Source organism: Nocardioides sp. NPDC057767 (genome assembly GCF_042798275.1).
GTDB lineage: Bacteria > Actinomycetota > Actinomycetes > Propionibacteriales > Nocardioidaceae > Nocardioides.
Genome location: NZ_JBHVKJ010000001.1, coordinates 219,146 through 243,275, shown reverse-complemented (window position 1 = coordinate 243,275; position 24,130 = coordinate 219,146). Strand labels below are relative to the sequence as shown.

Genomic DNA, 24,130 nt, shown 5'->3' with positions numbered 1-24,130 from the left:
CAGACTAGGATTTCCTACAACTGTTAGGCAACTCGTTACTCAGGAGGCTGTTGATGGGTCGTCCAGGCCTGAACCGGACCGCCGTGATCGCGGCCGCCGCCGACCTCGCCGACGAGCTCGGCTTCGACGCCGTCACGATCTCGGTCCTCGCTCGCCACCTCGGCATCAAATCGCCGACCCTCTACTCCCACATCACCGGAGCCACCGACCTCCGCACCGCCGTCACCGCGTACGTCCTCAATGAGCTCGCCGACACCACGACCGCCGCCATGTCGGCGGGGGAGAGCCGCGACCTCCTCATCGCCTACGCCAACGCCATCCGCGACTTCGCCCACCGCTCACCCGGCCGCTACGACGCCACCACCCGGCAGCGCATCCCACCCGCCCCGGGTGCCGAGTCGGCCCCACCCTCCGTCGACGACGCGATCGCCGCCGGCCGCCGCAACGCCGACCTGGCCCTGGCCGTCGTCCGCAGCTACGGAGTCGCCGAGACCAACCAGACGTACGCCGTCCGCCTGATGTCCAGCCTCATCCACGGCTACGTCACCCTCGAGCTAGCCGGCAGCTTCGCCCACAGCGAGCCACCGAGCGAGGCCACCTGGCCGGACGTCCTCGACGACCTGGACCGCACCCTCGCGCGGATAGCGTCGAAGCAGCGCCACTGACCGCAGATGCGAGCGAATCTTCCCCCGGAACGGGGATCCACATCATGGGCAACCAGGCGCATACTTCGAAGTAGCTGTCCGGCCGATCTCGGCACCAAGAGTCTTCGGCCGCAGCTCACCAGAAGGCGGAGGTGGCGCTATGCGCCGGATTCTCTTGGCGTTGACTCTCTGCGTCGGTCTGCTGATCGCCGGCAGCCCCCACGCCTCTGCGGTCCCGACCGACCTGGACTCGTGCCCGACGAACAGACCGACGCTGTACGACGTGACCATCGGCAACACGAATGTCGCGGACTTCGCCAGCGACGGCCATGTCTGGGCCCTCGACTCGTACCTCCAGCATGTCCAGGTGTGGAAGATCGGTCAGAAGCACTACTGCTTCCGCATCGAGTACAACGGCACCTGGACCAGCTTCGCGGGCGTCAGCCCCGGCGGCACCGGAACGATCAGCGAAGGCCTGACCGGCACCTTCTACGGCCTGCGGATCCTCCGGCTGACCGGCGAGTTCAACCCGCAGTATCCGCTCAGCGGCCACGTCGCCGACTTCGACTGGCAGTGCCACTCCGACGGCACCTGCACCGGGCCGCGGCCCTCGCCCGCCATGTACTTCTCGCCCATCACCAACGCCAACATCACGTGGTCCGAGTTCCACGCCACCAGTCCAGCCAACGGCACCTGGCACGACACGACGCACGGCTATTCCGGCGACATCACCGACTGAGTCTTCTCGGGAGACGTGCTTGCCTCGAGCCTCAGCTGATTCTGAAGAGCACTCGCCCTGCGTATCGCCTCGTCGACCTCGACCCGGTCGCAGCCGCACAGGCGAAGACAACCGGCGGCGATCTCGACGGCGCGGTCGCTGTCGACGTCGTTGCCGTCGGTGCGCAGTGTGATGACTCCCTCCACCTGCTGGATCAGCATCGAGCCGAGCGCTGGGGGAGAGGTGGTCATTCCGTGCCGGGCAGCAAGCCGATACCCGAGATCTGCGTACGCCTCGGCGAGCTCGCCATGGGCCTGGCGGAAGCTCGCGTAGTCGAGGTTGGTCGCGGACACGACGTCAGGCAGTTGGTACAGGACGCCGACGTTGTGCGGCACCCGCGCGAGCGTGTCGATGTCGACCAGAGCGAGCAGGCACAACGCGGTCTCGACGCGTTCCGGCGGGACCAGCGCCACGATCTCCTCGACCACCACCTGGGTCGGTCTCACGGTCGTGGCGAGCAGCGCTGCGAGGATCTCGTCTTTGCCGGCGAAGTGGTAGTAGAGCGATGCCTGTCGGATTCCGACCGCCTCGGCGATCTCGCGGGTCGAGGTCGCGGCGAACCCCTTGCTCGTGAACAAGCTTGCGGCCGCCTCCAAGACTTGCTCGCGCGGCGTACCCACGCCGATGTCCGGGATGAGTCGTGGTCTGCCTGGGCGGACCTTGCTGAGCGATGACATCCGAGTCTCTCCGTCGCTTCCCGTTCTGGAATCCGGGCGAAAAGCGGCCTGTCGCCATCCGTCCGCCCGGACGTCCTCAGCCTCCTTGACCGATGGCGAGCATGTGAGGTCTTTCTGAGGACTTTTAGCGGTCATTAGTTGGCGCGCGATACGGTTCCTGGTGGCGGGGAGGGGTCAACCTCGGAGGAAGATTGTGAACGATCGGAATGGGAACGTCCTGTTGAAGGCCGCCCGACAGCACGCGGGCTTCGGGTCCCAGCAGGCACTAGCAGATGCGTTGACGCGTGCCGCACCGCAGTTGGGCCTGGGCCACGTGGAGATCAGCGTCAGGCAGGTACGCCGATGGGAGTCGGCCGCGCCGCCGTGGCCACGCTCGGACTATCAGCGGCTCCTCACGCATGTCCTCAACCTGCCGATCGAGCAACTCGGGTTCACCGCTCCCTGGGACACGATGCCGACAGTGGCCTCTGTGCCTGGTCAGGCGCAGAGGAAGGAGTCGGTCCGTCGCACCCGACGTTCGACGACCCCGGCGGCGGGCGCCCAGCCGGTGACGATCGCCGCTGACGTCACCGCCATCGTGGCTTCCTATCGCCATATGTATCCCACCGTCGCGCCCGGACATCTGCTGGCTGTGCTGGTCGAGCACAACCACATGGTCGCCGGGCTGGTGGAAGAGGCGACCGGAACGATCCGCGAGCGGCTCGCTCTGTCGCTGGCGGAGTCGCTGTTGCTCGCCGGGCGGATCGAGTTCTTCTCGCTTCAGCGTCCTGCGGATGCCGATGCCACCTACATCAACGCGCTCCAGATGGCCGCGGTCGCTGACGACTCTCTGATCGGCTCGGCCATCCTGGCTCACACCGCCTTCATCCCCGGCTGGGTCAAGGACACCGACCTGACCGCGGATCGGATCCGCGCGGCGCGGGTCTACGCCCGCCGCGCTCCCGCGTCAGTGGAGCATCTCGCGTGGCTCGACGCGGTCGAGGCCGAATGCGCCACCATCGCCGGCAACTACGACCAGGCGCTGAAGCTGATCCACCACGCTGAGGACCTGATGGCTGAACCCAACGAGCATCAGTCACCCGACTGGTTCACCTGGTTCTCCCCGATGAGACTGGCCGCGTTCAAGGGCAACACCGAGCTCAAGGCCGGCCGCATCGTCCAGGCCCGCGCCACCCTGCAATGGGCCTTGGACTCGGCCACCACCGGCGACGAGAAGCAGTCACCGGTGATTCTGGGCGACATGGCCGCAGTCGAGGCAGTTGCCGGCGACCCTGAGGCGGCATGCGGGTACGCCGAGCGCGCGCTCGACAGCCTCGCGGTCAACTGGTACGCCACCGGCATGGAGCGGATCATGACCGTACGAAAGGCCCTGGACGCCCACGCCGACCTGGACTGCGTACGCCGCCTCGACGACCGTCTCTACGGCTGGCACAACACGTTGAGCGCGCTACGTCACTGACTCTTGTTGAGAGACGCGATCCGTCCGGGCAGTTCGTCGAGCGACGAGATCCGGATCGTCGCGATCTCGTCCGCCTCCAGGTCGTGCTCCTGGATCACGCCCCACGGGCCCCTACGGATCAGCGCGGTCGCCATCCCCGACTCGTATGCAGGCCGGACGTCGTTGTCGAGCCGGTCGCCGACGTAGAGGATCTCCTCAGCCGCGTACGGCACCGCCTCGATGACACGCTCGAAGAACGCCAGGTTCGGCTTGCTCGCACCCCAGTCGTCGGAGGTCGCGACCATGTCCACCGGGAAGTCCAGCTTCCGCAGGATTCGACCAGCGTTGACGGTCTGGTTGCCGGCAAGCCCCAACCACAATCCGGCGGCGCGAAGCTCCTTCAGCGCAGGACGTACGTCGGGATAGATGTCGTCCTCGCCGAACCACTCCGGCTGGCCAGCCTCATCCCGCTTCCGCCGCTCCTCGGTCAATTCGAACCCCGGCCGGAACACCTGGAAGGTCTCGCGGTAGTCCAACCCGCGGGCGATGACCGCCCCGAACACCGCGGAGAAGGTGTGCCGTGGCACCCCCAGCCAGTCGGCCCACGTGCCGTACTCCCGAGTCTCGTTCACCAGACACTCGCCAACATCGAACACCACCGCACGAATCATGGACCCGAATCCTTCCATACGACGCGCAAAGCGCTAGACGGCCAACATGCGTGAGTTCTTTGTCGGTCAGGCGGTGGTTAAGCCGCCGCCGATGAGTGGTCATTCAAGCAGGCGGATGCTTTGCGGGACTTACTCGACGAAACCCTGCCCCACGCGATCTCTCAGGAAGGTCTCGAGGAGATCGAGCCTAAGTTCAAGAAACTCCCTCGCAGAATTGACGGCTCCTTCGGCCGGCAGAAGTTGGCTTTCGCGGACCATCTGACCCTCAAGTCCAATCAGTCTGTTTGTCTCGCCGTAAAGATTGTCAATTCCATTGCCGGCGAGCCTTCGATTAGTCGAGTTCGAGACAAAGACCAGGTTGAGCACCCGAAGGTGCTGAGACTCCTCTCCGGGGGCAGTCTCAAACTGTCGGGGAAGCACGTGCATCGCTACCGCGCTGTCGGCGTCGACGGCCTCCCCCGTGATTGGATCCCTTGCGCCGTGAACCGACAAGACGGCCATGAAAGCGCGCCATAGCGCCGAGCGCCGTTTGCGTGTTGCCTCGAATATAGTGCGTCTGTACATAGGGGTGAGGCTGAGGCGGACCTCCCCGCGGAGAACCGCGCGAAGATGGTGATACTCGTCCACCGTGACCGTGTTGGCCCCGCCCTCGTACTTGAGTCCAAAGGCGCGCGACCAGAACCATGCCTCGACGGTCTCGGAATGCGCGTACAGATCCTCCTCCAGTGCGAGACCCGCAAGAGTGATTAGCATGCCACCGTACGGCAACCACTCAGGCTGGCGAACACCACAACGTTCCCCCAAGAAGGACAACGCTTGCTCCATCGCGCGGGTGGCTGCGTCCCAGTCTTGACGAACAGCCAGGCCTGGAAGTCGTAGAACTTCTCCTTCTCGGACATTGTTGCTCGTCTTCATGGCGATAGATCGTATGACTGGCATGCCGTCTTCTCCGAAAAAATCGGAGAGGTGCAAATGTTCATTCTGAGCGGTTAGCCACTTGTCGCGAAGGTTCCATCCGGGTTCGAAAGTCTTTGCGACCATAAGGTCAAACGCGCTTAGATGGAGACCCCCTCGGTTTACTCGCTCGAAGATGCGAGCCACAGCTTCAGGTTCCAGGTTTTTTTCGACGACTACGGCAGGTAACATGTAAGTGCTAAATGCCTCGAGCCCTAGCCTGTATGCCTCCGACAACACATTTGCGTCCGCCTGCGACGGGACGCGACCAGGCCGATCTCGCCGGACCACGTCATCGCGCCAAGCGAAGAAATCTGCCGCCGACTTCAGTGCGTAGAACGGGATCCAATCGTTATCGTCGGACCATGGAGCCGAGCGGTGGTTACCATCCCATTCGGCCCTTCGAAATGAACGGATTGAATCTTCAAGATTCTCAATGGATGTACCTGGAGTAAGCGCATTTGCGCGCACGGCAAAGACGTACTTTCCGCTGTCGTATATTGCGTGATATAGAGCGGTCAGTCGCTGCTGCCCGTCGAGAACCGTATAGACAACTCGCTCTTTGACCACTGGTGGGCCGCCGTCGAATTCGCGCAGTTCAAAAAACGCTTCGTCAGTGAACTCCTGAAGGAGCAATGATCCCGCCGGCCATCGCCTCGCAACCGTGGCCAGCAACTGCGCAACGCGATCTTCTCCCCAGTCGAAGTCCCGCTGGAACTCGGGGAGCACCAACTCGCCATCGTCGATTTGGGCGAGCAGTTCTTCAATCCGAAAGTCTCGCGTCAGCGTTCCGCTCTTACTCCGTGCCATCGGTGTCCCTCGCTTCGAATGAGGCCGAATCGTTCGTAACAGATTCAGTCGGAGACGATGAGTCGGCCACCTGCCCCCCGGTCCCACGCGGCTGTGAGTGAATGCCCTCCGCAGATGGTGCCTGTTGAACCTGTGGTAGCGGCCTCAGTCCAGCGCTGGTCGGCCGACTCTCGCCGCCAAAGGACAGTTGCCGTCTTGCCCAATTGTCAACGGCGCTATTGAACTCGAACGCCAGGACGTGGCCGGGAACTTTAACCTCCTCGTCACGTACAGCTGGTCCGACCTCGACCGCAGCGCCGCCATCGCATAGCGTGATTCCAGTGGAGGGAACGCCGTCGAAAAAGAAGACTTCGATTCGAGAACCCATGTGGGGTGGACTCGCATCCCAAGCCCGAAGCAGTTGATCTGGCATGCGGATAAGTTGGTCGTGGACCGCATTGGACTCAAGATGGTCTCGGTGAGCGAGTACCGAACACCAGGGCTCATCCGGCGCTGGTAAGTAGATACGCACCTTCACGGCACTGGCCGCGCAGATCTCTAAAAGAGTCGCATAGTCTCGGTTCATCCAGTCCCGGAGACTCAAGGGTAAGACGTCGATGCTGTTTGTACGGCCGATGAACCTCCGGATATCAAAGGCCGTGGACCGCCACGCTGCCATGAATCCAGTTGCGTCGAGGTCCGCGCGCACGTCAAGGAGAACCTTCATATCGTGAGCCGCGTCCTCGCGAAGTAACGGATCGAGCCAAGCGTTTACGAGTGCGGCCGGCATGACGGAGCCACCGACGGCGCTGATGAAGATTCCCCAAGCGCCACCGACGTAGATCCCCACGCCGATTATCAACACTGCAGAGATCAACATGATCCAGCCGAGTAGCTTTGAGTGTTGCGCGTACCTCGCTAGCAGTCGCTGTTGCTGAGTTTTCCTCACGTGCCTGTACCTTGATTGTAGGTGTGTCAGAACTTTAGCGAGAGCGCCGACCCCGCGCCGCAGAATGCTCCCCTGTCGCACGGAGCTGGTAGGCGCCACTAGTTCAAGCCGTTGAGGTCGTCGTTGTTGGTGTAGTCGGAGCGCATCTGAGCAAGAAGGGTGTCGACGGTAATGTTTCCGCCCCCACCGTTTTCTAGGAGTTGGATTGCATGCCACCATCTCGTGGCGCCGGCACCTTCACGGTTTAGGCGGGACGGGTCACCTCCTGCGCGCTCCCAAAGTGCGTCCTGCTCTGGTCCGCCAGGATAGAGTTTCCTTGCCACGGACACGAGCTGGTTAACCCGGTTGGTGGTTGGTGGAGCGACTGCTTCTGCGGCGGCGACCATCGTGCTCGAGGCGAGTCGGTCAAGGAGATCGAAAAGGAACGCTGCGCCGTTGGCCGCGGCAAGCGGTTGGGACCCCCCGGCGTCGGCATCGGCTTTGTGCGCCATGAGATCGGAGATGCCTCGGATGGCGATAGTTTTGGCGCGTTCATTGGCGGCTCCGCCGCGGAGCGCTCCGAAGTCCTCCATATCGACAGCGATGGCGTCGGAGAACGTTTGTGAGATGATTTGAGCGACTTCGGCGCGTTGATCGATGACGACTTTCTCGCCGACGACGATAGGGCCGACGAAGGAGTCGGGTTCGCGTCCTGTTCCTGGCCAAGTGCCGCCGTTGCTCGTGGCGCGGCCCATCCACGCGTTGTCTGCGGAGACGGCGCGGGCGAGTTGTAGCACTGAAGGGCTGACCGTGGCGAAGTCTGGTCGGGGCTTGAGCTTGTCGGCGGCCTTGCCGCCCTCCACCCAGTAGACCTTGCTCGAGGCGACCACATCGCCGATAGCCACGTCCTTGACGCCTCCGGCGATGCCAAACATGACGATGTACTCGGGGCGAAACGTCTCTTCGGCCTTCGCAGTCAGGATTCCCGCACTGACGTTCCCGGGGCCGGTTTCGATGATGGCGATGCGTTGCCCGGGGCTGGACACGCTGCTGCCGATGTCGGCGGCGAGGCCGGAGGCGTTTTCGGTTTCGACGTCGGCAAGGTGCTCGCGGACCGCGAGCCTCTCGAGTTTGAGGGCGGTGACGACGAGGACGTTGATGTCGGTGCTGGTCATCGTTGGGTTGTTCCGTTCTCGATCGTCTTCTTCAGGGTCAGAAGCTGCTGGTTGGTTGGATAGTCCTCGAGCATGGTTGCGAGAAGGTTTTCGAGGGACGGTGCTCCCTTTCGCCCGGCCAAGACGTCTTGGAGCGCGCGGCCCCAGGCCAGTCGCCCTGTCTTGCCGGTGACGAGGTCGGCGTCGTCACCTCTGGCTCGCTCCCACACTGCGGCGGTCAAGGGGCCCTGCTTGTACAGCTGGGCGGCGACGTTCGTGAGTGCGTCATGGAGTTCGTTCTCGGTGATCTTGGGGACGACCGGGCTTCCGGAGCTCATGTACCTAGTGAGCCGGTCGAAGAACCCGAACATGCTGTCTACGGCTGCCGCGGCTCGGGTGAGGTCGGAGCGGGCGGCGCTCAGCGTGATGATGCGTTCGGCCGCGTAGCGCCAACGGCGCGTGCGGACGAGGTCGCCGAGTCTTGCTTCTTCAGCTGCGGTGAAGGTGCCGTTTTCGATGACTGTGATGGCGTGACTGGCGTTGGCGTTCGGGACGGACGACAACAGGGAGAGGGCTTGGGTTGCGGATTCCCGGGACACCGATGCGAGGAGCGTCGAGGAGAGGACGGCGGCGACCAACGGATGCTCGAGGAGTGTGTCACCGGGTTTGTATGACCTTGCGATGGTCTGTGCGGTCGCCTCCTTGAACCCGATGACTGCCGTCGGCGGAAGCTTGGACCAGACCAACGCGCGGCTCGGGTAGGTGGCGATGTCTGCGGACGTCGTCCGTGACAGTGATTCGAGCACCTTCGGCTCGACATCGTCTCCAGCGACGAGGAGGTCGAGGAGCGGTACAACCGCGTTAGCGGGGCGGACCGATGTCCACGGGTCGCCTCCGGCCCTGGTGGCTGCGAACCACAACATGCGGAAGCTGGCGTCGTCGATGTCGCCATCGCCGAGCAGGGACGGGTCAGCGACGGCGAGGTGGGCGGCGCGGTCGAGGAGCTTGCTGTCACCGAGTGCGACCGCAGCGGCAACAACGCCAGCTTCACCGGTCCGAGCGGCGAGGATGTCCTCCGCGGAGTCCCTGCGTGACCGGAGCGCGAGATGGTCCTTCCATCCAGCGATCGGGTCCGTAACAGGCACCGACAACGCGTGCGCGATCGGGAGCACCAGTTCCTGGGCGGAGGTTCGCAACCAGGCCGGTACCGGAGCGCCGGAGGCGACGTTCGAAGAGATGGCGTCGTCGATGGCCCGGGCGGTACGGACGTTGACGAACCAGGTCAACGCACTCGCACCGTCAGCCGCCGTCAGGGCTGCGCCTACGAGACGCTCCATGTGACGGTCTTGGATCGCTGCTGAGACTGCCGTGCCCAGCTCGACTAGGAACGTGTCGCTCGCTTCGGACTGCAGCGACGTCGCCGCCGCGACCACCTCGCTGGTGCGTGTGCGATCAGGTACTGTTGCAGTTGCCCAGGTGTCCAACAGCCGACGACGCACGCCTCTTCCGTAGGCCTGCCACGGCAGCCCGCGCAGTCCTCGAACGTCGACGAATGACGCAGTCACGGTCAGATTCGAGAGGTGCTCCAGACCCGCGTCCTTCACTTCGGTGCCGCATTCGGGGTCCGGTTGGATAAGACCTAGGAGCTGCAGCAGGCCTCGAGCGCCCTCGTGATCCAACGTCGGTAGGCGGTCGAACAGATTCGCGGCGGTTGCGAGGTGGCGCCAGGTGGCGAACTCAACGTGGCCGATACCGAGCCGGTAGGCGAACCGTTCGGCGTTGCCAGCGTCGTCGCCGAATATGGCGTCCCGGACCGGGTCAGGGACTTCGGCGGATTCGTCCGACGCGGTCGGCCAGTCCACCCAGCGGGGGAGGGCACTCACATCGGTCTTGATGAACTGCATGGACGCTCGTTCGGCCGGCAAGGAGATGCGATCGGGGTGTGCGGCTGCGCCGACAACCAGTCGCGTCCGGTCCCGGGGGCGTAGGTGCGCCCACATGCATGTGACCGCGTCCTCAAACCCGGCGCCGGCCCAGATGACTCGCCCCTTCGCTATGAGCGCGGACGCTGCGGCCTTCGCGCCGGCCGGGTGAGTGTGCGTGCCTTGTTCGGCCGTGTCGAGGACGAAGCCGGTCGCGTCGAGGGGACTGTCGATCGGGATGGGTTCGCTGAGGGTGTTCCACAGAGCCTGAAGGTCCAGCGTTTCAGCTGCCGCGATCGGAACAACGGCTGCGGTAGTGACCACCATGCCGGCACGGTCCGCGGTGAGATCGGCGGCGGTAGATGTGACGATGAACGAGTTGCCCATTCGGTAGGCGGAGACGAACGGTTCGAGACCGAGGCCCTCACTGAGAGCCGGGGCGTCTGTTCGCCACACGATGGCGGTCAGGATTGTGTTATCGACGCCGCTGTGTCCGAGGACGTCGTGTGCGCCAGACTTGTTACCGAAGCGCGCGAGAGGAAACTGGGTCATTCAACCGCAATCAGCTTGGTCAGGTCAGGGTCGCGTGCCCCGTCCTCGCGCACGAGCCAACCCATTGCGCCCGGTCCCTCGTCGATGAACTCGACGGCGGGGTCGGCGTCGGTGAGCGGTCGGCCCTGCGCGGAGAGACCAAGAACACGGTAACGAGGGCCGAACGTCGTCGTGCAGTACGAGTCGAGGAGCGCCAGTTGTTGGCGTACCACCTGCGAAGGCAGGGTGTCGTCGGGGCGGCTGAGTTCGTCCCAGCACGACAGTACGACCGTTACGCGAAGGGCGTTAGTGATTTCGAGCTGGGCACGCCCGTGCTGGAGAAGCTGCAGCAGGTCGACAAGAAGCATGTCGATGGGCAGTTTCTGAACATCAGCACCTACGGGACTTTCGGGTGAGGCGCTGGCGAGTTCGCCGACGGGGCGGCTCACCAAGTCAGGCATGTCGGGGTATAGGGAGAGGCGAACCATGACGACCCAGTGGTCGCTGGTCGCCGCTAGATTGCGCCACCGGTCTGGCAGGCGCAAGGCGTCGCCGACTCGACGCAGATCTTCACCTGCGTAGTCGGGAATGGTGATGTCCCACTCGCGGCCCGTGTCGTTGTCGATGAGAGGGAGAGTAAGGCTGGTCTCGGTTCCGTTCGCCGTGTGGCCGGCGGGGCGGCCGGTGGCGAGACGGGCAAGCCCGTCCTTGATGGCGACCATCGAATCGACCGCTCCACGGAGCTGCACCCGGCCGTCGCCATCGAACACGCGACCGTAAAGCTGGAGCAGGTAGGTGGACTTGCCGGAGTCCGGGCCGCCGAGCACGAGAACCTGATCGCTTGTGTTCATCGACGTCCTCCGTGCAGTTGAACTGCCATCTGACGCATCCACGTTCCTGGGTCGCCGGTGCTGGCGTAGCGGGCGCGGAACGCAGCTTCGATGGCCAGATCAATCGGCTTGACTATGGATGCAAAGGTCTTTGGTTCGTGGGCGGAGACCTGGAGGGCTTCTGCCTCGAAGTACCTCCGATTGACCCTATTGATCGCTTCCAGGATGTTTTCGGGGACGCCGACGTCGGCCTTCGCGAGAACCGGAATGACCGGGCGTCCGGCCGCAGCCGTCTGAAGACGAATGGCAAGTGACTGGTAGTCCACGCGCGCCTGACCGCGCTCCGCGCCGCGGAGTGCGTCGCCGTCGGCTAGAAGCAGGAACGAATCGGCGTGGTCGGCCACCCACTGTGCGCCTTCGGCAAGGGCGGGTTCTTCGGCCCAACGGGAGAACCACTCGCCCGGTGCGTCAGTGAGCAGAACGTGGCGCCGCCGGGCGCCGTCAGCCGGATCGTTGGGGTTCGAGTACGCGACGTGCAGGAGCGAAGGGGAGCGGTTGTCTGATGACGAGGTGTGTGGTGGGAACCCGGAGCCAAACGGCTGCCACTGCAGGTGCCGTGCAATCTGGTGCCAACCCATCAAGCTGTACGACCCGGCGAAGGACCGACTGTACGTGCCTAGTCCGCGTCGGGCAGCAATCCAATGAGCAGCCAGCAGGGTGGTTTTGCCTGAACCGGCGGCGCCCACGACACCGACCATGTGCGGGCGACCCAGTGCGGCAATTGGGAACACGTCGGTCAGGCCGAGCGCGAGACCGGACCACGGGAGTCGCTGGCCCTGCGTGACCTCCTGCTCAGGCACCGTGGCGGCATCGGGCACCGGGGCCGCGAAGTGTTCGCAGTCTTCGACGTTGCCCAGGATGCAGCCTGTGTCCGGGGCGTAACAGTTCCCGCGGCTGCAGGCGGCGCCGCCGCCCGCCGTGGCTGTCATGATTCGTCGTCACCGGTTCCGCTGAGACGTCGAGCCTGAAGATCCCGGAACAGCAGCACCGCGGCACGGCCGGCCTCCACGTCCTCACCGCGTGCAAGCAGTTGGGTCTTCGCATCGGACTGGGCGGCGTCAAGAACAAGTGTCGGAGTGTGCCCGTTACCAGCGGGGAGGTTGTCGGCAGCTCCGGACAGATCGTCGATGGAGACCTTCGCGTTACCGCTGGCCCTTGCAACCACACCGGACAGCAGGTGCTCGGCCGCCAGCGGCGCTACCTCGGGCATCAACAGGTGCAGGTCGTACGCCGCAACGACGGGAACCTCGGCCGGTTCGAGGTCGGAGTATCCGACCCGACGCGTCGGGCTGAACGCCGTGCGCTGCCACCACAGCAGTTCGCCGCGCAGGCGCGTCGATTCGATGGCGTCCTCCTGTGCCGCAAGAATGTCGCGCAGCTTCTTGCCCAGCTCGCCAGCGAACGTCCGAAGGTCTTCGTTCGACTGACGGAGCGCCTCTGCGGCAGCAACCTCAGACGCGCTCACGAGCGCCTCAACGTGATCTGGATAGCCCGTCATCATGGTCTGTGCGAAGTTCTGCCAGTTGCCCGACGCCACGAAGGTGGCCGCTTCCTTGCGCGCAGTCGCCGCCGTGGACGCGGTAATGCGATCGTTGTCGAACTTCGACACCGGCGGCATCGTCACTTTCGACGACACCGACACCGGAGACCAAGACGCCTCGACGCTTTCCCATATGGCGTCGTCCCATCTCTTTGCCAGGTCGCCCAGCGGCTCAGCCCAACTGCCCGCAGGGAGCTCCTCTAGCGCGGTGCGCAGCGAGTACCAGGCGGCGGCGAGAACCCTCGAGTCGTCCTCGGCCACTGCTGCGACCGCCTCAAGCGTGATGGCACGAATCAGCGAAAGCGGCGGCCCGTCGAACGCGTTGCGGACAGTCTCCCACTGCGCCGTCAGTTCGCCGTACGCCTGTGTGAGGGGGTCTGTATCGGCGCCGCAGTCCTCATCGACGGCCGCAACAACGGCATGCGGCACTAGGGACCGTAGGTCACTCTTGAACCGCTGGCTGAGCGCGAGGGCGGCGTCCCGCACCATCCTGAGGCGCTCTTCCTCATCACCGATCTCGGTCAGGAGCCTCCGGTGGAGAAGCTCACCAATCAGATCCATCGGTCTCCTATGTGTCACGCAGTTCAAACCCGGCCAAGCCGAAGCGAAAGGTTAGCAACCCGTGCCGACACTCGGCACACAATTGAATGGAAGAACGGACGTGCCCGTTGCTTGTTGGATTCGAGATGTAGCCGTCCTCAGCGAGGTCTGCGGCGTACAGGTCCTCTCTTGTCCAGCGCTCGGCGCAGGTTTCTCCAAGAAAGTCACGTGTTCAGCACATCGTCGGTGTGTTTACCTTGGGCTGTACTGGTACGGCAAGTCCCCTATGTTGGGGATGGGAATATGCACTCAGGCGCGGGTGCCGTTGGGCTGGGGGATGCCTGGCGCGAGTGATGGACAGCGGCGCGGCGGCATCCTCGTGGCCGATTCGGACGAAGTCTTCGTGGTCGACGGCGAGTGGGATCAGGTCCCAGGCTGGGCGTCCGATCGAGACGTGGTCGAAGTCGAGAAGGATCGGTGGAGCCGCCGTCGGGTACGACCAGGTTGCCTTGCCAAGCGTCGCCTTGCACGACACATCGGGCTTCGAGGACCTCGGTGGTTGCCAGGTACGCGTCCAGCTTGGCGAGTCGGCAATGAAGCCAGTTGCGGTCGAAGGCGGGGAGTGCTCGTACTGACCCGATGCGCTCGGCGACATGTTCGACGATGTCGAGGTTCGGCATGTCGATGGTGGTTGGCACCGAGAGGTCGTGGAGCTTGCGGAGCACGGAGCCCAGTTCCGCCGGAGTCGCGTGGCGGTGAGTCGGGATCGGGGTCCACCAACTCACGGGCCGCCCGGCGACAGTGAGGAGGTCCAATCCGTCGATCGGGAGGTTTGCGTTGATTCTGTTGGTGGAGAGCCAGGAGGCGATCTGGATCTGGCGCGCGGCGTTGTCAACGGTCCCTGAGCGACCAAGGCGGGCTACGACGTTCGCGTTCGGCAGTAGATAGACCGCGTGGGTTCCGTTCCTCAACAAGCGGGCGTCCGCTGCGTCCAACCCTGCGTGTGATGCTGCCTGCTGCAGCACCTCGAGGTCGTCGCTGGTCGAGCGTGTCGCTGTCATCGAAGCCTCTCGGGTTCATCTGGTGCCGGCGGTGTTGTTGCGGCGGGGGCCAATCGCGCGATTACTAGGTTTGCGTCGTGAAGGTGAGAGTAGAAGAGGGCCGGTTCGTCGAGCGGCAGACGGAGCACGGTACGGACCGCCGAATGTTCGGGGAGTTCGTCGGCCCGCGCGGTGAGCTGGCTTCGTACGTCTTCGGGTGGACGTCGGGAGCGGATGAGGGGCGGATCTCGATCGGTGTCGGGGCCGGAGACGAGGGCGGCGGCACGTTTCATGCGGCTGTTCTCGAGCGTGACGGTCGCGTCGGGTAGGCGCTGATCGATGAGCCGTTCGATGACGTGCCCCAAGGAGGGCCGCATCTGACCGCTGCTGCAGCCCTCGAGCATCAGGACATGGCGTACATCTGGACGGTGGTCGATGCCGTGATGGGGCTCGACAGTCGCGCGGTGTGGCTGCGCCACTGGCTGCGTCGTACGAAGATCATCACGACGGCACCGGTCCTGACGGGCGAGGAGCCTGCCCTCTTCGTCTCGCGCGACACCGATGACGGGGTGTGGCAGCTGATCGGGGCGTCGAAGGCCACGTTGGACAGCAACAGGGTGGGACACCTCACCGATCTCGTGGACACGGATCCGACGCTCGTGAATGTCCTGGACCTCGAGCCGGGCGAGAGCGCGATGAGGGAGCAGGTCGGCGGTCCGTGGGCTCGATACGACGTCGACTCGCGCCCTTTGAACAGGCCCGGTGTGTTCCTGAGGGGATCGCGCTGATCGCGTATGCGCCGGACCTAGGAATGGCAGCATAGGCACCCCGTCACCAGGAGGCTCGATGCCCACCACAGCCACATTCGTCTCGCCGACCGACGGCACCGTGCTCGCAACCCGGACATGGGGAGCGGAGCTGTCGGCGCCGCGGGGCGTGGTCCAGATCGCCCACGGCATCGCCGAGCACGGCCAGCGTTACGACCGGCTCGCTCGGGCTCTCGTCGGGGCTGGGTACGTCGTGCGGGCGGTCGACCACCGCGGTCACGGCGGGTCCGTCGCGTCGGCCGACCAGCTCGGTCACTTCGACTTCGAGGCGCTGGTGGCCGACGTTGCGGCCATGGGTGCCTCGCTGCGCGAGGAGTTCTCTGGGATCCCGGTGTTCCTGGTCGCGCACTCGATGGGGTCCTTCGCGGCGCAGACGGTGATCTTGGACCGGTCCGATCTATACGACGGCGTGGTGCTGTCGGGCTCGACCGCCCTCGACGTACTCGCCGGTGCGCTCTCGAGCGCCGAGGGGCCGGTCGGGCTGGAGGCGTTCAACGCCGGGTTCGAGCACCGGACCGGGTACGAGTGGCTCTCGCGCGACGAGGCCGAGGTCGATGCGTACGTCGCGGACCCGTTGTCCGGGTTCGATCTGCCCGACACCGCCGTGCCTCAGCTGTTCGCCGGCGCCGAGCGTCTGGCGGACCCGGCAGCCATCAGTCGGATCCGCCCCGATCTGCCGATTCTCGTCGTCTCCGGCGACGCCGACCCGCTTGCCGGAGGTGGCGCCCTGGTCGAGCTGCTGGGGCAGCGCTATCGCGAGGCCGGACTGAAGGATGTGACGGTGACGCTCTACCCCGAGGCGCGCCACGAGATCTTCAACGAGACCAACCGCGATGCGATCACCGCCGACGTGATCGGCTGGCTCACGGCTCATTCCTGACTGGGGCGTCCTCCTCGCGGGCGGCCACCCCGGCGACAGCACCCCTCGGATGCTGGCTGCTTGGCTGATGTCGACGAGGTGGTCGGTGTTCGTCGCCAGGGATGACAGATAGCTTCGCATATGCGAAACTATCTGTCATGAGTTTCGTGGGTGTGTCCGATGCCGCCGAGCGGCTGGGCGTGTCCACGCGGCGGGTGCAGCAGCTCGCCGCGAGCGGAGCTCTTCGCCAGGTCGCGCGTGGTCTGGTGGACGAGACCTCGGTTGAACGGTTCGCCACTGTTCGGCGTCGCTCGCGTCGCGCATGGTCGGAGGCCACGGCATGGGGCGCGGTGGCGACCTTGTCTGGGGCGGGTGTCGAATGGATGGGGGAGCGGCAGCGGCTCCGCCTCAGGGCGCGACTTCGCGAGCTCTCCGCCGTTGAGCTGGTCGAGCGTGCCCGTGAGAGGGCTGTTGTGACTCGATACCGTGCTCATTCCAGCGCCGGGAAGTACCTCCTGGCGGAACTGGTTTATCCGGTCGATGTGGCGGGCAGGCTTGGTCTCGCGGACACGAACGACATCGATGGCTACCTCTCGGCCGATGACGTCGCTGGCGTGGTGTCGCGACATGGTTTGATTCGGGACGAGGACGGTCGCGTCACGCTCCGCGCTACAACCATGAGCCTCGACGTGGTGCGTGACCTGTCGGGGCGGGGCATCCTGCTCGCGGCAATGGATCTGGCTGAGTCCCTCGACGTACGCGAACGGCGGGCCGGCCTTGACGCGCTCGAGCACGCGCTGGAGGACTTCCATGTCTGAACGCGCCACCATCGAGGTGCCGAGTCCCGGTGGCGGTTGGGGTGCACCGTGGCCCAACGTTGCTGAGATCGAGGCGGTGCTGACGCACGAGAAGTGGACGCTGGTCGGCGGCCTGATGGCGCAGCTCCACGCCATTCATCGAGGTGTCGACGCCCTAAGGCCGACGAACGACGTGGACCTCGTGCTGCATGTGGAGACGACCCGTGGCATCGCTGCCGAAGCGGCGAACGCGTTGGAGTCGATCGGGTACGCGTTCGCTCCGTCGATCGATGAGCGAAGCACCATTGCCCATCGCTTTGTCCGAGGCAAGTCGCGGGTGGATCTCGTCGCCAGCGCAACGGATGTCGTCGACGTACTGGTGGCCGACCATGCCGCACCTCGTGTGATTGAGAAGCTGCGCGGCAAGAACATGATGGCGATCGAAGGCGGGACTCAAGCACTGCAGCGAACCATCAACGCGCGCCTGCAGATCACACCAGGGCGAACGACGACGGTAAGCGTGCCGTCCCCATTCGGTGCGCTGATCCTCAAGGCGGCCGCGTACCAGACCGATCCGCGCGACAAGGAGCGCCACCTCCAGGATGCCGCGCTCCTGTTGTCGGTGATCGAAGATCCATACGCAGAGCGTGAACACTTCGCCGGGTCGGACCGGGCGCGCCTGGCGGCGCTCGCGAAAGCGATGCCAGACAACGCGCGGGCATGGAGAGCCCTTCCTGCAGATCGACAGACCGACGGTCAAGCCGCGCTCCGTATTCTCACGGGCTGAGGCCGCCCAGCCGAGGGATACTCGCGGTAGGAGAGTGACCGGGTGTGACGTCTCGGCCGACGTACGTGACTTCTCGGCAGGCTTGTACCGGACAGCCTCCTGCGGGGAGGCCGCCCGGCAACAGCTCACCTCAGACGTACGGCCGGATGGCGTCGATGATGCGAGACCAGTTCTCCGCGCCGTACCCGCGGGAGCGGGCCCAGGAGTAGTGGGCCTGGACGGCGCGGGGGAGGTCGGTGTCGATGCCGGCGGCCTCGCTGGCCTCGACGAGGTGGTCGGCGGTGGCGCCCATCATCGTGATGGTGCTCAGGTGGCCGGGGTGCTTGCCGGCGTCGAGCTGGGCGCCGAGGTCCTCGCCGGCGGCGAGCATCGGCGGGATGCCGGCGAGGGTCTGCATCAGCTCCGGGATGGCCGCGGACGGCTTGATGCCGCCCGTCTCCAGGAGCGCCACGGCGTGGAGCAGCGAGGAGAGGGAGGTGAGGAAGATGTCCAGGTTGGCCTGGTACATCAGCTGCGCGAGCCCCGGGTCCTCACCCAGGTAGCGGACCGACCCGATCCGGGCGAGCGCGTCCTCGTGCGGCGACAGCACGTCGGCGGGACCGCTGATGTAGACGTACGCATCGGGCGTCCCGACCATCGGGGCCGGGACCATCACGCCGCCGGTGAGGAAGTGCGCGCCGTGCGAGGCGGCCCACTCCGCTCCCCGACGCGTCCCGTCCGGGGACTCCGAGCTGAGGTTGACGATCGTGCGTCCCTTCAGCTCGGACGTGGCGGGGTCGAGCACGTCGTACATCGCCTGGTAGTCGGTCAGACTGAGGATGACCAGGTCGCTGGCCGCGACGGCCTTCGCCGGCGAGTCCGCCAGCTGGGCGCCGGCGGCGACGACCTCGTCGGCTCGCGAAGCGGTGCGGTTCCATACGGTCACCGGATGCCCGGTGGCGAGCAGGCTGTGGACCATCGCCTGACCCATGGGGCCGAGGCCGATGACGGTGACGGGGGTGAGAGATTGATTCATGACGACAATCCTGGGGCTTTGCGTACGATGGCGGGAGTACCCACTATTTACTGGGGTACTTACCAAAAGGTGAGTGAGGAGAGTCCCGTGACGAGATCGACCCGGATCGGTCCCTACATCTGCGGCATCGACGCCGCGCTCGACGTGGTCAGCGGCAAGTGGAAGGGGCTGATCCTGTGGGAGCTCGACAACTACGGCGTACGCCGCTTCGCGGAGCTCCGCCGAGGCCTGCCCGGCGTCAGCGAGAAGATGCTGACCCAGCACCTGCGCGAGATGGAGCAGGACGGGCTGGTGCACCGGGAGGTGTATGCCGAGGTGCCGCCGCGGGTGGAGTACTCGCTGACCGAGCACGGCCGCAGCCTCAACGCCGCGCTCGGGCCGCTCGGCCGCTGGGGCATGGACCGCATCGCCCGGGAGCGCACCGAGCTGGTCGAGCACCGCGACGCGGGCCTGCTGCCCCGGCCGTAGCGCGAGTGAATCAACTCACATAGGTCCGCTATCCACTGTCCGTGATTTGGGTGTGGGAGCGCGGCCTTGTGAACCTGAAGTAATGACTCAACTGCACAGTCAGACCACCGCCGGCGATCCCGGCGAGCGGTCTTTCCTGGGCCAGCCACGCGTCCTGGCCAACCTGTTCGGCGTCGAGCTGTGGGAGCGGTTCAGCTTCTACGGCATGCAGGGCATCCTGGCGATCTACCTCTACTACTCCGCGGCCCAGGGCGGCCTCGGGATCAGCGAGACGGTCGCGCTCGGGATCGTCGGCGCGTACGGCGGTGCGGTCTACCTCTCGACCATCATCGCGGCCTGGATCGCCGACCGCCTGCTCGGCGCGGAGCGTACGCTCTTCTACTCCGCGTGCCTCGTCGTCCTCGGCCACCTCGGCCTCGCGCTGATCCCGGGCATCGCCGGCGTCGGTGTCGGGCTGGTCCTGATCGCGCTCGGCTCGGGCGGCGTGAAGGCCAACGCGTCCTCCCTGGTCGGCACCCTGTACGCCGCCGATGACGAGCGCCGCGACGCCGGATTCTCCCTCTTCTACCTGGGCATCAACCTGGGTGCCCTGGTCGGCCCGCTGCTGACCGGTCTGCTGCAGAAGCAGTGGGGCTTCCACTTCGGCTTCGGGCTGGCCGCGGTCGGGATGATCCTCGGCCTGGTGCAGTACACGCTGGGCAGGGGCCGGCTGCCCGCCGCCAGCCGCGTCGTACCCAACCCGCTTCCCGCCGCCGAGCGGGGCCGCTGGATCGGGATCGCCGTCGCCGCGGTGGTGTTGATCGTGGTGCTCTGCCTGACCGGCGTGATCACCGCTCCGCGCCTGGCCAACATCGTGATCGGCATCAGCGCGGTCGCCGCGGTCGCGCTCTTCGCCGTCATCCTGCTGAGCAGCCACGTCACCGCCATCGAGCGGAGCCGGGTGTGGGCGATGGTCCCGCTCTTCGTCGCCTCCGCGGTCTTCTGGTCGCTCTACCAGCAGCAGTTCACCGTCATGGTGGTCTACTCCGACCAGCGCCTGGACCGCGACATCTTCGGCTGGGAGATGCCGGTCTCGTGGGTGAACTCGATCAACCCGGTCTTCATCATCCTGCTCGCCGGCGTCTTCGCCGCCCTGTGGACCAGGCTCGGCTCCCGTCAGCCGTCGACGCCGGTGAAGTTCGGTCTCGGCACGATCCTGATGGGACTGGCGTTCTGGGCGTTCCTGCTGATGCCGAGCGGTGCTCACTCGGTGCCGCTGATCGGCCTCGCGTTCATCCTGCTGCTCTTCACCCTCGCCGAGCTGCTGCTCTCCCCGGTCGGTCTCTCGCTGGCCACCAAGCTCGCCCCGGCTCGGTTCCAGACCCAGATGATGGCGCTCTTCTTCCTCTCCATCGCCCTCGGCACCGCGATGTCCGGTCGTCTGGCCGAGTTCTACGACGTCTCGAACGACAGCGGCTTCTTCTGGTGGGTCGGCTTCGCCTCCGTCGTGGTCGGCGTCCTGCTGCTCGTCGGCAACAAGCCCATCCGCAAGCTGATGGCCGGCGTGCACTGACCTCTGCGGCGTACGCGTCCGAAGGGTGTCCCGGGCGAACGAAAGCTCGTTCGCCCGGGACAGCGGCCAGCCGGCCGGTCAGGCGTTCTTCCGGCGACGGGTGAGGAAGGTCCCGATGCCGCCGATGCCGGCGAGCAGCCCGCCGACGGCGAGAAGCGCTGCGTTAGGACCGCCCGCGCTCGGCAGGTTCCCGGCCAGACCGGCGTCGATCCGGGTCGGGACCTCGGAGTCGGCCTTGGTGCTGACGGCCTTGGTGCTGGCGTCCTTGATGACCGCCGAGCACTTCTCCGAAGTGTTGGTCCTGGTCTCGTAGACGGCCGGCACGACGACCGTGACCGATGAGGCAGGCGAGTCCACCACGGTGACGTCCGACGCCGGGCTGTCCTCCACCGTGCGGGTGTCGACCAGGTCCCAACCCTCAGGCTCGTCGGTGGTCCAGGATGCGTCGGCCAGGTTCGTGGTCGGCTCGCCGTCCTCGACGAAGTAGAGGGTGACGTCGGGGTCGGTGTAGGCCTCCTTCGTGATCACGGTCTGCTCGTACTGCTCGCCGATCTGGGACAGGTTCAGCGGGTTGTCCTCGCCGACCTGACCGTCCTCGTCGGCCGGGGTGCCCGAGGTGGTGGTCCAGGCGGTGAAGTGGTCCCACTGCCACGGGCCGAAGACGGCAGGAGTGGCCTCTTCGACCACGATGGTCTCGGTCCAGGCCTCCTTGTCCACCACGGTCTCGGTCCAAGCCTCCTTGTCCACGACCGTCTCGTCCCACGCCTCCACGTCCACGACGGTGACGGTCTCGGTCAGGTCGCCCTCGGCGAAGCGGACCCAGCCCTTGTCGCCGTGCTCGTCCTCGCCGTTCCAGTCCGGCGTGTTCAGGTAGCGGACCTTGCCGGTCTCCTTCTGTTTGTAGGCGTAGCCACGGTCCCTGACGCGAGTCTCCTCGTGGGTGACCGCCTCGTGGTGGACGATGTGCGTCTCGGCCGGGTGCTCGACCGTGTGGGTCTCGGCCGGGTGCTCGATGGTGTCGGTCACCGCGTCGGTGCCGGGCGTGTAGGTCCGGGTGTAGACGGAGTTGCGGAACTGGTCCTCGGTGACGGCCTCGTGACTCTCACCCTCGACCACCTTCGAGAAGCGGGACTCCTCGTGGGACACCGCGTCGGTGTGCTCCACGTGCGTGACGGCAGGCGTGATCTCGGTGGTCTTCTTCTCGTCGGCGACCTTGACCTGAGAGGTCACGGTGGTCGTCGTGCAGTCCTGCGCGGCCTGAGCCCCAGGGGCTGCCACGACCGTGGCGACGCCGGCAACGGCTACGGCCGCGAGGCCGATCTTGGTGGAGCTGTGCATGTTCATGGGTCGGTTCCTTCGTGGGTTCGTGCCCGTGGTGAGCAGGCAGGGTTGAGGCACCCGAGACCCGGCGAGTGGCAAGGGACGCCTGCCGCGGTCGGCCTGGGCCGATCTCGGGTGGATCGTGAGGACCTCTTGAAACCGAGGAGCAAGTGCGGCGTGTGGGCCGCCTCGGCGAGGCCTGTGAGAGGAGGGTCTCCCGGCGCTGTCTCAGCGGGTTGCAGGAGTTCTCCCCACCTACCCAACATTGGGGTGGACGGGACTTTCGACTCTCTTGTGCCTGGCCCGTTCGGGGACCACGTCGAGCGGTGTCCGTGGCAATTGCTCTCACCCGGAACGTGAGGCGTTCGGGCACGGCGGAAGCGCCAACCCATTCCAGATGCGCCGGAAGCTGGTGTCCATCGGCGACGACTGGACGGTCCAGGGCAGCATCGCCGACCACGAGTACGAACATCGAGGCCGACGGACGCAAGATCGCCGAAGTCTCCAAGAAGTGGTTCCGGGTCCGCGACACCTACGGTGTCGAGGTCGTCCCGGGCGAGGACACGGCGCTCATCCTGGCCGTGACCGTCGCGGTCGATGCGATGGTGCACCCGGAGAAGTGACGTCGACCGTCGCGCTCCAGGCGTAGCCTGGAGCTATGAGTGACGACGACCTGTACGGCGAGATCCCATCCCTCGATGAGCGATCCAGACGCGCGCTGATGGTCGCCGAGAAGTGGATCGACGAGGGCATCGCGGGGGTCGCGATCGGTGCTGCGGAAGACGGCGGACCGGCGGTTGTGGTCTACGCCCTCGACCCGGGTTCGGCAGCGGTGCGGTCGTTGCCGCAGGAGTGCGAGGGCCTTCCGGTGCGGGTGGAGACCGGAGACGCCTTCAGGACCGAGGACTGACGACATCTCCGGGTCCGCGGGTCGATCACGGCCAGACACGCACCTGAAGGGAGAGCTGGACCAGCGCGATCGGGTTCAGGATCGTCGCCACGCTCGAACCTGCGAAGAGCAGCCCGACCGGGTTGTTCTGCAGGTCGAGCACCATCGAGCCGGAGTCGCCGCCGGCTGACATGTTGGTCGTGATGATCTGGTTGCAGAACTTCGCGACCTTGCCGGCGCCGTAGTTGACGTTCACCGTCGCCGCGACGGCGGTCACCCGGCCGGTGGTGAAGTTCGTGGTGCGGCCGGTCTTCTTGACGAGCATGCCGACGGTGGCGGCCTTGGCGGCGGTGGCCGGGTAGCCGTTCCAGTAGACGTCGCGGTCGATCACGTGGAAGGGCACCTCCGCGATCGCGGCGTCCACGTAGTTGCAGGACCCGTCGAACCTGATCGGCACGAACCGGGCCAGCCGGCCGATCACGTCCGCCGGTGCCGTTCCGCCGTCGAACGGGCCGGGCTGCAGGATCGGGTCGCCGATGCTCGCATCGTTGGAGTTCGCGAGCACGTGGTTGTTGCTCAGGATGTAGTAGCGCGGCGGGATCCCCGGGAAGGTCCTCAGGTCGTACGCACCCGCGCCGATCGTCCCGGCGGTGATCTTGTAGTGCCCGACGCTGAACCCCGGTCGGGCCGGACGGATCCGGAGCGCCAACGTCTGGGCGTCGACCTCCTGGGTCTCCATGAGCTGCTGGCTGCCGCCGGCGAACAGATGCCCCACCTCGAGGACATCGGTCGGCTTGCCGTCCACCGTGTCCGGGACGGTGTCCGCGTCGCCGATCAGCTCGGTCGGCATCTTCTGGCTGACCAGGACCATGACGCTCGGCGTCTCGGTCTGCTCGCCGTCGGTGATCTTGAGGCCGACCCCCACGCCGACCACGTTCTCCATGCCGAGCAGCACCTCCTCGACCGACGCCTTCGACTCGGCGACGGCCGTGAGCTCCTCGGGCACGGCATCCGACTGCGCCATGAACAGATCTTCGTTGTCCATGTTCGTTCCCCCTGTCGGCTCCAGGTCCTGGACCGTCCAGGACGACGGCCGGAGCCTCACTTGGAGGAGTGCGAG

Annotated in this window: 22 protein-coding genes; 11 read left to right on the top strand and 11 right to left on the bottom strand. The window is 65.7% G+C overall.

What is annotated here, in order from left to right:
• Positions 1-53 precede the first annotated feature (53 nt).
• Both ACFVDI_RS01130 and ACFVDI_RS01125 read left to right on the top strand, forming a co-directional pair.
• The gene (locus ACFVDI_RS01130; protein ID WP_378899366.1) at positions 54-665 is read left to right on the top strand and encodes a WHG domain-containing protein; all 612 of its coding nucleotides are present in this window, start codon (positions 54-56) and stop codon (positions 663-665) included.
• A 139-nt stretch (positions 666-804) separates the two neighbouring features.
• Positions 805-1,383, top strand: a complete 579-nt coding sequence (locus ACFVDI_RS01125) for a hypothetical protein (protein WP_378899363.1) — start codon at positions 805-807, stop codon at positions 1,381-1,383.
• Here the strand turns inward: ACFVDI_RS01125 and ACFVDI_RS01120 are convergent.
• Complete coding sequence (locus tag ACFVDI_RS01120; RefSeq protein WP_378899359.1) at positions 1,359-2,099, bottom strand: TetR/AcrR family transcriptional regulator; 741 nt, start codon at positions 2,097-2,099, stop codon at positions 1,359-1,361. The genes ACFVDI_RS01125 and ACFVDI_RS01120 overlap by 25 nt on opposite strands.
• 277 nt (positions 2,100-2,376) lie before the next feature.
• On the opposite strand from ACFVDI_RS01120, the gene ACFVDI_RS01115 reads away from it, so the two are divergent.
• Positions 2,377-3,558, top strand: a complete 1,182-nt coding sequence (locus ACFVDI_RS01115) for a hypothetical protein (protein WP_378899356.1) — start codon at positions 2,377-2,379, stop codon at positions 3,556-3,558.
• Here the strand turns inward: ACFVDI_RS01115 and ACFVDI_RS01110 are convergent.
• The 7 genes from ACFVDI_RS01110 to ACFVDI_RS01080 form a co-directional block, all read right to left on the bottom strand.
• On the bottom strand, positions 3,552-4,208 hold the full coding sequence (locus tag ACFVDI_RS01110) for an HAD family hydrolase (protein WP_378899353.1): 657 nt from the start codon (positions 4,206-4,208) through the stop codon (positions 3,552-3,554). The genes ACFVDI_RS01115 and ACFVDI_RS01110 overlap by 7 nt on opposite strands.
• Positions 4,209-4,337: 129 nt before the next feature.
• Positions 4,338-5,972: a DUF262 domain-containing protein gene (locus ACFVDI_RS01105; protein ID WP_378899350.1), complete on the bottom strand. Its 1,635-nt coding sequence runs from the start codon at positions 5,970-5,972 to the stop codon at positions 4,338-4,340.
• A gap of 1,026 nt (positions 5,973-6,998) precedes the next feature.
• On the bottom strand, positions 6,999-8,054 hold the full coding sequence (locus ACFVDI_RS01100; protein ID WP_378899347.1) for an effector-associated domain EAD1-containing protein: 1,056 nt from the start codon (positions 8,052-8,054) through the stop codon (positions 6,999-7,001).
• A complete protein-coding gene (locus ACFVDI_RS01095) occupies positions 8,051-10,507 on the bottom strand; it encodes a hypothetical protein (RefSeq protein ID WP_378899344.1) in 2,457 nt (818 codons plus the stop codon). The genes ACFVDI_RS01100 and ACFVDI_RS01095 overlap by 4 nt, the downstream gene beginning before the upstream one ends.
• The gene (locus tag ACFVDI_RS01090; RefSeq protein ID WP_378899341.1) at positions 10,504-11,337 is read right to left on the bottom strand and encodes a hypothetical protein; all 834 of its coding nucleotides are present in this window, start codon (positions 11,335-11,337) and stop codon (positions 10,504-10,506) included. The genes ACFVDI_RS01095 and ACFVDI_RS01090 overlap by 4 nt, the downstream gene beginning before the upstream one ends.
• The gene (locus ACFVDI_RS01085) at positions 11,334-12,305 is read right to left on the bottom strand and encodes a hypothetical protein (protein ID WP_378899339.1); all 972 of its coding nucleotides are present in this window, start codon (positions 12,303-12,305) and stop codon (positions 11,334-11,336) included. The genes ACFVDI_RS01090 and ACFVDI_RS01085 overlap by 4 nt, the downstream gene beginning before the upstream one ends.
• On the bottom strand, positions 12,302-13,477 hold the full coding sequence (locus ACFVDI_RS01080) for a GTPase-associated system all-helical protein GASH (protein ID WP_378899337.1): 1,176 nt from the start codon (positions 13,475-13,477) through the stop codon (positions 12,302-12,304). Before ACFVDI_RS01080 ends, ACFVDI_RS01085 begins: the two co-directional genes overlap by 4 nt.
• Positions 13,478-14,594: 1,117 nt before the next feature.
• Between ACFVDI_RS01080 and ACFVDI_RS01075 the strand changes: the two genes are divergently transcribed.
• The 5 genes from ACFVDI_RS01075 to ACFVDI_RS01055 all read left to right on the top strand — a co-directional run bounded on the left by ACFVDI_RS01075 (position 14,595) and on the right by ACFVDI_RS01055 (position 17,766).
• Positions 14,595-14,825, top strand: a complete 231-nt coding sequence (locus ACFVDI_RS01075) for a hypothetical protein (RefSeq protein ID WP_378899335.1) — start codon at positions 14,595-14,597, stop codon at positions 14,823-14,825.
• Positions 14,826-14,906: 81 nt separating this feature from the next.
• Positions 14,907-15,284 (top strand): hypothetical protein, encoded by a 378-nt coding sequence (locus ACFVDI_RS01070; RefSeq protein WP_378899333.1) that lies wholly within the window; start codon positions 14,907-14,909, stop codon positions 15,282-15,284.
• A 58-nt stretch (positions 15,285-15,342) separates the two neighbouring features.
• On the top strand, positions 15,343-16,203 hold the full coding sequence (locus tag ACFVDI_RS01065) for an alpha/beta fold hydrolase (protein ID WP_378899331.1): 861 nt from the start codon (positions 15,343-15,345) through the stop codon (positions 16,201-16,203).
• Between the two features lie 137 nt (positions 16,204-16,340).
• Positions 16,341-17,000: a hypothetical protein gene (locus tag ACFVDI_RS01060; protein ID WP_378899329.1), complete on the top strand. Its 660-nt coding sequence runs from the start codon at positions 16,341-16,343 to the stop codon at positions 16,998-17,000.
• Positions 16,993-17,766: a nucleotidyl transferase AbiEii/AbiGii toxin family protein gene (locus ACFVDI_RS01055; RefSeq protein ID WP_378899327.1), complete on the top strand. Its 774-nt coding sequence runs from the start codon at positions 16,993-16,995 to the stop codon at positions 17,764-17,766. The genes ACFVDI_RS01060 and ACFVDI_RS01055 overlap by 8 nt, the downstream gene beginning before the upstream one ends.
• A 130-nt stretch (positions 17,767-17,896) precedes the next feature.
• Here ACFVDI_RS01055 and ACFVDI_RS01050 read toward each other — a convergent pair whose 3' ends face one another.
• Positions 17,897-18,781, bottom strand: coding sequence for an NAD(P)-dependent oxidoreductase (locus tag ACFVDI_RS01050; RefSeq protein WP_378899325.1), 885 nt, complete (start codon positions 18,779-18,781; stop codon positions 17,897-17,899).
• Between the two features lie 87 nt (positions 18,782-18,868).
• Between ACFVDI_RS01050 and ACFVDI_RS01045 the strand changes: the two genes are divergently transcribed.
• Both ACFVDI_RS01045 and ACFVDI_RS01040 read left to right on the top strand, forming a co-directional pair.
• Positions 18,869-19,249: a winged helix-turn-helix transcriptional regulator gene (locus ACFVDI_RS01045; protein WP_378899323.1), complete on the top strand. Its 381-nt coding sequence runs from the start codon at positions 18,869-18,871 to the stop codon at positions 19,247-19,249.
• Positions 19,250-19,331: 82 nt separating this feature from the next.
• Complete coding sequence (locus tag ACFVDI_RS01040; protein ID WP_378899321.1) at positions 19,332-20,801, top strand: peptide MFS transporter; 1,470 nt, start codon at positions 19,332-19,334, stop codon at positions 20,799-20,801.
• A 78-nt stretch (positions 20,802-20,879) separates the two neighbouring features.
• Here the strand turns inward: ACFVDI_RS01040 and ACFVDI_RS01035 are convergent, their stop codons facing one another.
• A complete protein-coding gene (locus ACFVDI_RS01035) occupies positions 20,880-22,145 on the bottom strand; it encodes a hypothetical protein (protein ID WP_378899319.1) in 1,266 nt (421 codons plus the stop codon).
• A 634-nt stretch (positions 22,146-22,779) separates the two neighbouring features.
• Between ACFVDI_RS01035 and ACFVDI_RS01030 the strand changes: the two genes are divergently transcribed.
• Positions 22,780-23,031, top strand: coding sequence for a hypothetical protein (locus ACFVDI_RS01030; RefSeq protein ID WP_378899318.1), 252 nt, complete (start codon positions 22,780-22,782; stop codon positions 23,029-23,031).
• A 25-nt stretch (positions 23,032-23,056) separates the two neighbouring features.
• Here ACFVDI_RS01030 and ACFVDI_RS01025 read toward each other — a convergent pair whose 3' ends face one another.
• On the bottom strand, positions 23,057-24,055 hold the full coding sequence (locus tag ACFVDI_RS01025; protein ID WP_378899316.1) for a trypsin-like peptidase domain-containing protein: 999 nt from the start codon (positions 24,053-24,055) through the stop codon (positions 23,057-23,059).
• Positions 24,056-24,130: the final 75 nt, after the last annotated feature.